General features: G+C 70.9%; 6 protein-coding genes and 2 pseudogenes. 6 read left to right on the top strand and 2 right to left on the bottom strand.

Annotated features, from left to right (window positions below; translation table 11 throughout):
* Both SACHA_RS0111685 and SACHA_RS0111690 read left to right on the top strand, forming a co-directional pair.
* Nucleotides 1–275, top strand: a pseudogene (locus SACHA_RS0111685) (N-acylglucosamine 2-epimerase); the annotation flags it as partial.
* Between the two features lie 58 nt (nt 276–333).
* Nucleotides 334–2,229 (top strand): acyl-CoA dehydrogenase family protein, encoded by a 1,896-nt coding sequence (locus tag SACHA_RS0111690; RefSeq protein WP_019809905.1) that lies wholly within the window; start codon nt 334–336, stop codon nt 2,227–2,229.
* A 223-nt stretch (nt 2,230–2,452) separates the two neighbouring features.
* Here the strand turns inward: SACHA_RS0111690 and SACHA_RS0111695 are convergent, their stop codons facing one another.
* Nucleotides 2,453–3,439: an extracellular catalytic domain type 1 short-chain-length polyhydroxyalkanoate depolymerase gene (locus tag SACHA_RS0111695; RefSeq protein WP_019809907.1), complete on the bottom strand. Its 987-nt coding sequence runs from the start codon at nt 3,437–3,439 to the stop codon at nt 2,453–2,455.
* A 175-nt stretch (nt 3,440–3,614) separates the two neighbouring features.
* On the opposite strand from SACHA_RS0111695, the pseudogene SACHA_RS21720 reads away from it, so the two are divergent.
* Nucleotides 3,615–5,008 (top strand): annotated as a pseudogene (locus SACHA_RS21720) (3-hydroxybutyrate oligomer hydrolase family protein).
* Nucleotides 5,009–5,152: 144 nt separating this feature from the next.
* Here SACHA_RS21720 and SACHA_RS0111705 read toward each other — a convergent pair.
* Nucleotides 5,153–5,755, bottom strand: coding sequence for a TetR/AcrR family transcriptional regulator (locus SACHA_RS0111705; RefSeq protein ID WP_019809909.1), 603 nt, complete (start codon nt 5,753–5,755; stop codon nt 5,153–5,155).
* A gap of 216 nt (nt 5,756–5,971) precedes the next feature.
* On the opposite strand from SACHA_RS0111705, the gene SACHA_RS0111710 reads away from it, so the two are divergent.
* The 3 genes from SACHA_RS0111710 to betT are packed head-to-tail and all read left to right on the top strand — an operon-like array spanning nt 5,972 to nt 10,804.
* A complete protein-coding gene (locus SACHA_RS0111710; RefSeq protein ID WP_019809911.1) occupies nt 5,972–7,462 on the top strand; it encodes an aldehyde dehydrogenase family protein in 1,491 nt (496 codons plus the stop codon).
* 5 nt (nt 7,463–7,467) lie between these two features.
* Nucleotides 7,468–9,123, top strand: a complete 1,656-nt coding sequence (betA, locus tag SACHA_RS0111715; RefSeq protein ID WP_019809913.1) for a choline dehydrogenase — start codon at nt 7,468–7,470, stop codon at nt 9,121–9,123.
* A 4-nt stretch (nt 9,124–9,127) separates the two neighbouring features.
* Nucleotides 9,128–10,804, top strand: a complete 1,677-nt coding sequence (gene betT, locus SACHA_RS21725; RefSeq protein WP_019809914.1) for a choline BCCT transporter BetT — start codon at nt 9,128–9,130, stop codon at nt 10,802–10,804.
* The last annotated feature ends 29 nt before the right edge of the window (nt 10,805–10,833 follow it).

Below are 10,833 nucleotides of genomic sequence, written 5' to 3' on the forward strand. Positions count from 1 at the left end.
GGCACTGGCTGTCCGTGGCCGAGGCCATGGCCGCCGGTCCGGTGCAGGTCGCCGTCGTCGGCCCGGACGCCGAGGCGCGGTCGGACCTGCTCACCTCGGCCGCGCACGGTATCCACGGTGGGGGTGTGGTGCTGGGCGGCCCGCCCGAGTCGGAGGGCGTCCCCCTGCTGGCCGACCGGCCGCTGGTGAACGACTCCGCCGCCGCCTACGTCTGCCACGGCTATGTCTGCGACCGTCCGGTGACGACCACGGAGGAACTGCGCGACCGCCTCTGAGCCGGTCGCGGCGCCCGGGCACGCTGCGGACGTCGCGGGTCTCCGGCAGTCTTGATCTATGAACGCACTGACCGAGGCACTGACCGAGGTTCTCGACGGCCGGTGGGCGCGGGTCCGCAGGGACGTCCGGGAGCAGTTGGCCGCACTCAAGCCCGAGGTGGCGACCGGGATCGACGTCGAGGGGCACCGGGCGCGGACGGCCGAACGGATGCGGCAGTTGGCCGACTCCGGCAGGCCCCGCCTCGGCTTCCCGCCCGCCCACGGCGGCGGGGGTGACGTCGGCGGCGCGGTCGTGTCGTTCGAGATGCTCGGTCTCGGGGACCTGTCCCTGATGGTCAAGGCGGGGGTGCAGTGGGGCCTGTTCGGGGGAGCCGTGCAGCTGCTGGGCACCGAACGGCACCACGAGCGGTACCTGGCCGACATCATGTCCCTGGACCTGCCCGGGTGTTTCGCCATGACCGAGACCGGACACGGTTCGGACGTGCAGAACCTGCGCACCACGGCGACCTACGACGCCGACGTGGGCGAGTTCGTGGTGCACACCCCGGAGGAGTCCGCGCGCAAGGACTACATCGGCAACGCGGCCCGGGACGGTCGCATGGCGGTCGTGTTCGCCCAGTTGGTCACCGAGGGGCGCTCGCACGGCGTGCACGCGTTCCTGGTGCCGATCCGGGACGCCGAGGGGCGTCCCGCTCCCGGGGTGACGATCTCCGACTGCGGTCCCAAGGCCGGGCTCAACGGTGTCGACAACGGCCGGCTCGTCTTCGACCGGGTCCGCGTGCCGCGGACGGCGCTGCTGAACCGCTACGGCGACGTCCTCCCCGACGGCCGCTACACCAGCCCGATCGACAGCGACAACCGCCGGTTCTTCACCATGCTCGGCACCCTCGTGCGGGGCCGGGTCAGCGTGGCGGGCAGCGCGGGGAACGCGACGAAACGGGCGCTGGCGCTCGCGGTGCGCTACGCGGAGAATCGGCGCCAGTTCGACGGTCCCGACGGCGACGAGGTCACCATCCTCGACTACCGCGGGCACCAGCGCAGGCTGCTGCCCGCCGTGGCCACGAGTTACGCCCTGCACTTCGCGCAGGAGGAACTGGTGGCCGCGCTGGACGATCTGCAGAGCGCCGCCGAGGTGGACCCCACCCGGCAGCGGGCGCTCGAATCCCGGGCGGCGGGTTTGAAGGCGGTGGCCACCTGGCACGCGACGGGTGCGATCCAGGCCGCGCGCGAGGCGTGCGGTGGCGCGGGGTATCTCGGCGAGAACGTCCTGCCGACGCTGAAGGCCGACACCGACGTGTTCACCACGTTCGAGGGGGACAACACCGTCCTGCTGCAACTGGTGGCCAAGAGCCTGCTGACCAACTACAAGGACCAGTTCGAGGATCTGAGTCCACTCGCGACGGCGCGGTTCGTGGCCGAGCAGTTCATGGGGACGGTGATCGAGCGCACCGCGGCCCGCCAGGTGGTCGAGCGGCTGGTCGAGGCCACCCCGGCGCGGGACGACGACGAGGTGGTCTTCGACCGCGGCTGGCAGTGCAAACTGTTCGAGGACCGCGAGGAGCACATCCTGGACGGCCTCGTCCGCCGGTTGCGCTCGGCGGGGCGGGACGACGCCTTCGCGGCCTTCAACGACGCGCAGGACCATGTGCTGCACGCCGCCCGTGCGCACGTCGACCGGCTGGTGCTGGAGGCGTTCGTGGCCGCCGTCGACCGGTGTTCCGACGACACCGCCCGCGACCTGCTCGGCCGGGTGTGCGATCTGTACGTGCTGTCCACCGTCGAGGCCGACCGCGCGTGGTTCCTCGAACACGGCAGGCTCAGCGGCAGCCGGGCGAAGGCGGTGTCGGCGGGGGTGAACCGGCTCTGCGCCGAGCTGCGCCCGCACGCCCGCACCCTGGTCGACGCCTTCGCCGTCCCCGAGGACCTCCTCGAAGCCCCGATGCTCACCCCCTGACCCACCCACCCCGCACCCGCGAGTCGCCATCTCGTGCCCGCGAGTTGACACTTCCGGCCCACGCGTTGCCGGCCCGTGCCCGCGAGTCGACGCTCCCGTAGTGTCATGGAACCATCCGTGAGGCCGGGGAATCTGTCCACATCGGACCCTCGGTGAGAACTCGCGGGCCTGTGGGGTCGACTCACGGGCATCGAGCGCCGACTCGCGGGCGCGGGGTGGTGGGTCAGGTCAGGTTCCAGGTGTCGGCGAGGTGCCAAGCGGTGCAGGCGTCGACGTCGAGCATGTGTGCCGCAGTGTGGCCGCACTGGGTCGTCCCGGTCCCCGGGTCGACCGGCTGGCCGTGGCCCATCCCGGTCACCGTGACCGTCTGCACCACGGCACTGCCCTGGTCATCGGTGTAGACCGCGTGCGGATAACCGGCGACGGTGCCGGTCCGATCGGGGTCGGCGTCGGTGCCGTGCACGTTGGTCCACTGCTCGACCAGCTCCCGCTGGTTCGCCACACTGACGGTGTAGTCGGCGTCGCCGTGCCACACGGTCATCGTGGGCCACGGCCCGGTGTGCGAACTCGCCGCCCGTACCCGGTCTCCCCACTGCTCGGGACTGAGATCCTTCCCGGGATTCATGCAGGTGTAGGCCTCGTAGAGTGCGGAGGCGCAGCGGTAGGGCAGACCGGCGACGACACCACCGCCCGCGAACCGCTCGGGGTAGGTGGCGAGTACGGCCGCCGTCATGCCACCACCCGCCGAGAGTCCGGTGACGTGCACCCGGGACGGATCGGCTCCGGTTCCGGCCACGGTGTGCTCCACCATGCTCGCGATCGACGCCACTTCACCCCAGCCGCGGGTCGTATCCGCCGACTGGAACCAGTTGAAACACCCGTTGTAGTTGTTGATGCTGCGTTGCTCCGGCAGGACCAGCGCGAAACCGAGACGCTGCGCCAGTTCGACCCAACCGGAGTCGACGCCGTACCCGGTGGCGTTCTGCCCGCACCCGTGCAGTGCGACCACGACCGGACTGCCCTCGGGAAGGCCGTCCGGCACGTATTCCAGCATGCGCAGGTTGCCGGGGTCGGACCCGAAGTACGGCACTTCGGTGATGCCGTCCGACCCTGCGCTCGCCGCCTGCGCCGATGTGCCCAGCAACAGCGCCGTCGCGAGCAGCGGGAGCAGGATGCGCATCCGGGTGTGGAGACGTTTGTTTCCGGCCATCGCGGACCTCCTCACCTCGTCGTGAACGCATCACGCTAGGTGTGTGTCGCAGGCGGTGGCCATGTCGGGCGGGACCACATCGGGTGGTCCCGTTGTGGTGCCCGGCGCCATTCCCGCTTTCGGCCCGGCGCCCCTACCGTTGCGCCGTCGAGGACGGACGGCGCGGGAGGGTGTCATGCGCAGGCTCGGGACGGTGGCACTGGCGGTGGCACTGGCGGTGGTGCTCGCGGGGGTCGTGCGGGTCCCCGCGACGCTCGCCCACCCGCCGCGGGAGACGGACTGCGCGGGGCACGAGCGGATCCGGGTGCCCTCCGCGCGACACCAGGTGTCGGCCTGTCTGGACGACCTCACCACGGTGGGAACGGTCCACAGCGGACATACCGACCCCGCCGACTGGGCCGGACTGACCCAGGAGTCGCTGCCCGTGCCCGGTCCGGTTCCGGGGGTGCAGATCGACGGGTACTTCGCGGACGACTCGACGACCAACACCACCCACGGATGGGACCACGACGCCCAGTTCGTCCTGCGACTGCCGCGGGATTGGAACGGTGGCCTCGTGGTCAGCGGCTCCCCCGGCAACCGCGAGCAGTACGCCGTCGACCGCGCGATCTCCGACTGGGTGCTGTCGAAGGGCTATGCCTTCGCCGCGACCGACAAGGGCAACACGGGGCTGCGCTTCTACACCGACGGGGACCGACCCGGCGACGCGATCGCGGAGTGGAACCACCGGGTGACGCAGTTGACCCGGGCCGCGAAGGCCGTGGTCGCCCAGCGTTACCACCGCCCGCCGCGCCGCACCCTGGTCACCGGCCTGTCCAACGGCGGGTACCTGGTGCGTTGGCAACTGGAGAACCGGCCCGAACTCTACGACGGCGGTGTCGACTGGGAGGGCACGCTCTGGGCCGAGAACGGCCCGAACCTGGTCGACTTCCTGCCGAGCGCGCTGTCGGCCTACCCCCGGTACGCGGACGGCGGCCCGGAGGCGGCGCGGGCGCACGACGCGATGCTCGCCGCCGGGTTCCCCGCGGGGTCCGAGCTCCTGTGGCCGTACCACCACCGGTACTACTGGGATCTCACCCAGCGGATCTACCGCGAAGAGATCGACCCCGGTTTCGACGGGGAGACCGAGGCGGGAACCCCGTTCTGCGCACCGGGCAGCCCGGCCTGTGACGCCGATTACGACTACGCGAGCAGGCCGGATGCGGTGCACGACGCGGTCGAGCGCATCGGCCTCACCGGCGAGATCGGCAAGCCGCTGGTGACGGTGCACGGCACGCTCGACGTGCTGCTGCCGATCCGGGAGAGTTCCGATGCCTACGCGCGGAGGGTGCGGGAGCAGGGTGCCGGCCCGCTGCACCGGTACTACCGGATCGCGGAGGCACGCACACCGACGCGCTGGTCGACACGTATCCACACCGGCTGCGTGCCCTGGCGCCGTGCCACCGTGCGGCCTTCGGGGCCCTGGAGGCGTATCTGGACGACGGCGTGCGGCTCCCGCCGTCGACGACGGTCCCGCGACCCGGGGACGCGACGCCGGAGGACCTGGTGACCCACTGTTCCCTCCGGTGAGCACCGGCGGGTCGGAGTCCGCGGCGACCGCACCGCGACCGGCGGGGTCGCGGTGTCGGTTCGCGGAACTCCGGCGTCATCTCGCGGGCACGGCGCGTCAACTCGCGGACTTGGGGTGGCGACTCGCGGGGGAGGAGTGGGCGGTCAGTCGCGGAGGGCGCGGCGGTAGAGAGACTCCAGGTGTTCGCGGGACGGCGTGGTGTCCGTGAGCACCGCCTGCATCAGCAGGCCGCAGGTGAGGGTGGCCACCATCTGGCCGGTGAGCGGGTCCGTGCGGGCGATGAACACCTCGGCCAGTGCGTCGTCCCAGGCCACGGCCGCCGCGCGCAGGTGCGGGCGCTGGAGGGCGAGCGCGTAGAGGTTGTACTCGGCGATGGTGTGCTCGCGCTGCTCGGTCACCGAGGCGAGCACGAAGTCGGCCAGGGCGGCCGCCGGGTCCGTACCCGGCGCGAGTGTCCGGTCCCATTCGCGGAGCGCGGCGACGCTGCGCTGGGCCGCCTCGTCGAGCGCGACGGCGACCAGGTCGTCCAGCGTCGCGAAGTGGTACGTGGTCGAGCCCAGCGGGACACCCGCCTCCGCGGCGACGGCACGGTGGGTGAGCGCGTCGATGCCGCGTTCGGCGATGACCGCGATGGCCGCGCGCGCGATGCGGTTCCGGCGGTCGGGGTCGTTCGGACCGCGCGCCCGTCGCCGCGTCGCCGGTTCCCTCGTGGTCGGTTCTCCCGTCGTCGGTTCTCCGGTCGACACTGCCTGCTCCCCTCCGTGACACGCCCTGCACCCCCGGGCACCGGCCACGCACAGCCGGTCGTCAGCCATGACATCACACCACGTCAGACGGTGTCCGGGACCCCCTTCGCCCGACTATGGACAAACGTACATATACCCTGTACCAACGTACACAAATTTTATCCGACCGGCAGCCGCGCAGCGGAACACCAACGACAGGACGGGGACACCCACCACATGCGAGACCTCTACATCGACGGATCCTGGACCGACGCCGCGACGTCGACCGGTGGCCGGACCGTGGAGAACCCCTACGACGGCAGCGTGATCCGCTCCGTATCGGAGGCCGGTCCGGACGATGTGGACGCCGCCGTCGACGCGGCGCGGCGCGCGTTCGACACCGGTCCCTGGCGCGCCACCTCCGCCGCCGAACGCGCCGGTGTGCTGCGTCGTCTGGCCGACCTCCTGGTGCGTGACCGGGCGGACCTCGCCCGGGTGGAGAGCGTGGACACCGGCAAGACCGTCGTCGAGGGCGGTATCGACGTCGACGACATCACCGCGGTGTTCCGCTACTACGCGAGCCTCGCCGAGACCGACTCCGGCGGCCGTGCCGTGGACACCGGCGACCCCGGGGTGGTCAGCCGGGTCGTGTCCGAACCGGTCGGGGTGTGTTCGCTGATCGCGCCGTGGAACTACCCGCTGCTGCAGATGTCGTGGAAGCTCGCCCCCGCCCTCGCCGCGGGCAACACCGTGGTGATCAAGCCGAGCGAGTTGACGCCACTGTCGACGGTCCGGTTGACGGAGCTGCTCGCCGAGGCCGGTGTCCCGGCCGGGGTGGTCAACCTCGTCCTCGGTGCGGGGTCGGTGGTCGGTGCCGAGATGGTGCGTCACCCGAAGGTGGATCTGGTCTCGTTCACCGGTGGCCTGGCCACCGGACGCGAGATCATGGCGGCCGCGGCGCCGGGGGTGAAGCGGGTCGCGCTCGAACTCGGCGGCAAGAACCCGAACGTCGTCTTCGCCGACGCCGACTTCGACACCGCCGTCGACTACGCGCTGGCCGCGGCGTTCTTCCACTCCGGACAGGTGTGCTCGGCCGGGTCCCGCTTGATCGTCGAGGACTCGGTGCACGACGCGTTCGTCACCGAGCTCGCCCGCCGCGCCGAGCAGATCCGGCTCGGCAACGGCGCCGAGGCCGGCACCGAGTGCGGTCCGTTGGTCTCGGCCGAGCACCGGGCCAAGGTGGAGCGGCACATCGCACTGGCCCGGGAGGAGGGTGCCCGGCTGGTCGCGGGCGGCACACGGCCCGACGACCCGGCGCTGGCCGACGGTTACTTCCTGCGCCCCACGGTGTTCGCGGACTGTACCTCCGAGATGACCGCCGTCCGTGAGGAGGTGTTCGGGCCGGTGGTCACGGTCGAGCGGTTCCACGACGAGCACGGGGCGATCGCACTGGCGAACGACACCGAGTACGGCCTCGCCGGTGCCGTGTGGACCGGCGACGCGTCCCGCGCGCAGCGGGTGGCCGGGGCGTTGCGGCACGGCACGGTCTGGATCAACGACTTCCACCCGTACGTACCCCAGGCCGAGTGGGGCGGATTCGGGAAATCCGGGATCGGCCGGGAACTCGGTCCGTCCGGACTGGACGAGTACCGCGAGGTCAAGCACATCTATCAGAACATCGATCCCGCACCGATGCGCTGGTTCTCCGGCGCGGAGAAGGAGGACTGAATCCCGTGGCCGAGACCTACGACTACGTCATCGTGGGCGGCGGCTCGGCGGGCTGTGTGCTCGCGAACCGGCTGAGCGCCGACCCGTCGACCAGCGTGCTGGTGCTGGAGGCGGGTCGCCCGGACTGGATCTGGGATCCGCTGATCCACATGCCTGCCGCGCTGACCATGGTGATCGGCAACCCGCTGTACGACTGGCGTTACGAGTCCGAGCCCGAGCCGTACATGGGCGGCAGGCGGGTGTATCACGGCCGGGGCAAGGTGCTCGGCGGGTCGAGTTCGATCAACGGCATGATCTTCCAGCGCGGCAATCCGATGGACCTCGAACGCTGGGCCGCGGACCCGGGGATGGAGACCTGGGACTACGCGCACTGCCTGCCGTACTTCAAGCGCATGGAGAACTGCCGCGCGGGCGGCGACGAGTGGCGCGGGGACGACGGCCCGCTGTGGCTGGAGCGCGGTCCGGCCGAGAACCCGCTGTTCGGGGCGTTCCTGAACGCGGCGCAGGAGGCGGGCCACCCGCTGACGAACGACGTCAACGGCTACCGGCAGGAGGGCTTCGCCGAGTTCGACCGCGCCATCCGCAACGGGCGCCGCTGGTCGGCCGCGCGGGCGTACCTGCACCCGGTGAAGAACCGGCCGAATCTCACCGTGCGGACCCTCGCGCACGTCAACCGGGTGCTGTTCGACGGCACCCGTGCCGTGGGCGTGTCCTACAACCGGCCCGGCCGCGGGCCGCGGGAGGTGTACGCGGGTGAGGTGATCCTCTCCGGCGGCGCGATCAACACCCCGCAGCTGCTGCAGCTGTCCGGCGTCGGCGACCCCGCGCACCTGGAGTCGCTGGGCATCGACACCGTGCACGCGCTGCCCGGTGTGGGGGAGAACCTCCAGGACCATCTGGAGGCCTACGTCCAGCACGCGTGCACGCAGCCGGTGTCGTACAACCCGTCGCTGAAGACGCACAAGGCGCCGAAGATCGGTCTGGAGTGGCTGTTCAACCGCAGCGGCCCCGCCGCGACGAACCACTTCGAGGCGGGCGGGTTCGTCCGCGGCAACGACACGGTGGACTACCCGAACCTGATGTTCCACTTCCTGCCGCTGGCGGTGCGCTACGACGGGACGCAGATCGACACCCCGCACGGCTACCAGGTCCATATCGGACCGATGTACTCGGACGTGCGGGGCAACGTGCGGATCACCTCCACCGACCCGAAGCGCAAGCCCGCACTGCGGTTCAACTATCTCTCCACCGAGAACGACCGTCGCGAGTGGATCGAGGCGATCCGGGTGGCCCGCGAGATCCTGCGGCAACCCGCCCTCGACCCGTACAACGGCGGCGAGATCTCGCCCGGCCCGGACGTCCGCACCGACGAGGAGATCCTCGACTGGGTGGCCCGCGACGCCGAGACGGCCTACCACCCGTCCTGCACCGCGCGGATGGGCGTCGACGACATGTCCGTCGTCGACCCCACGACGATGCGCGTGCACGGCACCAGCGGCCTGCGCGTCACCGACGCCTCGGCCATGCCCTATCTCACCAACGGCAACATCTACGCGCCGGTGATGATGCTCGCCGAGAAGGCCGCTGACCTCATCCGGGGTGACACTCCGCTTCCGCCCGCGGAGACCCCGTACTACCGACATTCCCGACAGGAAGGGTGAATCAGTGTCCACCACCGGCGAACGACGATCCGAGAACGGGCCCCACGAGGGTCCTGGGGGGAACAACCGTGTCGCCGCGGTTTCGGACAACGGAATCAACCGCACCGTGTTCTTCGGTGCGTCGGTCATCATCCTGGCGATCGCCATCTGGGCGATGATCACGCCGGAGGACGCCGCGAGCACGATCGGCGTCCTCGTCGGCTGGGTCTCCGAGGGGCTCGGCTGGTACTACATCCTCGCGGCCACGCTGTTCCTGATCTTCGTGATCTACCTGGCCGCGTCGAAACACGGGACGATCCGGCTCGGGCCGGAGAAGTCGAGGCCGGACTACGGCATCTTCGCCTGGGCGTCGATGCTGTTCGCGGCCGGCATCGGGGTCGACCTGATGTTCTTCTCGGTCGCCGAGCCGGTGACCCACTACCTCGACCCGCCGCAGGGCGACCCGGAGACGCTGGCGGCCGCCCGCGAGTCCGTGGTCTGGACGCTGTTCCACTACGGCATCACCGGCTGGGCCATGTACGCGCTGATGGGCATGGCGCTGGGCTACTTCGCCTTCCGCCGTGGCCTGCCGCTGGCGGTGCGGTCCTCGCTGTACCCGCTGATCGGTAAGCGCGTCCACGGCCGCGCCGGGCACACGGTGGACATCGCCGCGTCGCTGGGCACGGTGTTCGGCATCGCCACCTCGCTGGGCATCGGCGTCGTGCAGCTGAACTTCGGGCTGAACTTCCTGTTCGACATCCCGCAGGGCACGGCCGCGCAGATCGGGCTCGTCGCGCTCGCCGTGGTGATGGCGACGCTGTCGGCGGTGGCCGGGGTCGACCGCGGGATCCGGCGGTTGTCCCAGCTCAACGTCGTGCTCGCGATCGTGCTGATGGGCTTCATCCTGTTCAGCGGTGACCCGCTGTACCTGCTCAACGGCCTGGTGCTGAACATCGGCGACTACGTCAGCGGCTTCACCGACATGACGCTGGACACCTTCGCCTACGACCAGCCGACCGCGTGGCTCAACGCCTGGACGTTGTTCTTCTGGGCCTGGTGGATCGCCTGGGCGCCGTTCGTGGGCCTGTTCCTGGCGCGCATCTCGCGGGGCCGCACCGTCCGCCAGTTCGTGGCGGCCACGCTGGTGATCCCGTTCCTGTTCACGGCGACCTTCCTGTCGATCTTCGGCAACGCCGCGCTGGGCCTCGTGCGCGGGGGCAACAGCGAGTTCGGCGAGACGGCGATGAACGCCCCCGAGGAGGGCTTCTACACCCTGCTGGCCCAGTACCCGGGCGTGACGTTCACCGCGGGCCTGGCCACGGTGGTGGGCCTGCTGTTCTACGTCACCTCGGCCGACTCGGGCGCGCTGGTGCTGGGCAACCTCACTTCGCGCCTGGCGACGCCGACCACCGACGCACGCCCGTGGGTGCGGGTGTTCTGGTCGATCGCGATCGGGCTGATCACCCTGGCGATGCTGCTGGTCGGCGGTGTGCCGACGCTGCAGAACGCCACGATCATCATGGGCCTGCCGTTCTCGTTCGTGATGTTCTTCGTGGCCTGGGGCCTGTACAAGGCACTCAACCGCGAGGTCAGCGACGAGCGGCGGTTCCTGGGCGGCGCGGCCGGGCAGTCGGGCGACGCCTCGGCCGACCCGCCGGAGGAACCGGACCGGGCGGAGCCGGTCCCGGCGGGCCGCGACTGAGCCCGTGTGCCCCGAGGCGGGGGGGGGCC

Source organism: Saccharomonospora halophila 8 (assembly GCF_000383775.1).
Taxonomy (GTDB): Bacteria; Actinomycetota; Actinomycetes; order Mycobacteriales; family Pseudonocardiaceae; genus Saccharomonospora; species Saccharomonospora halophila.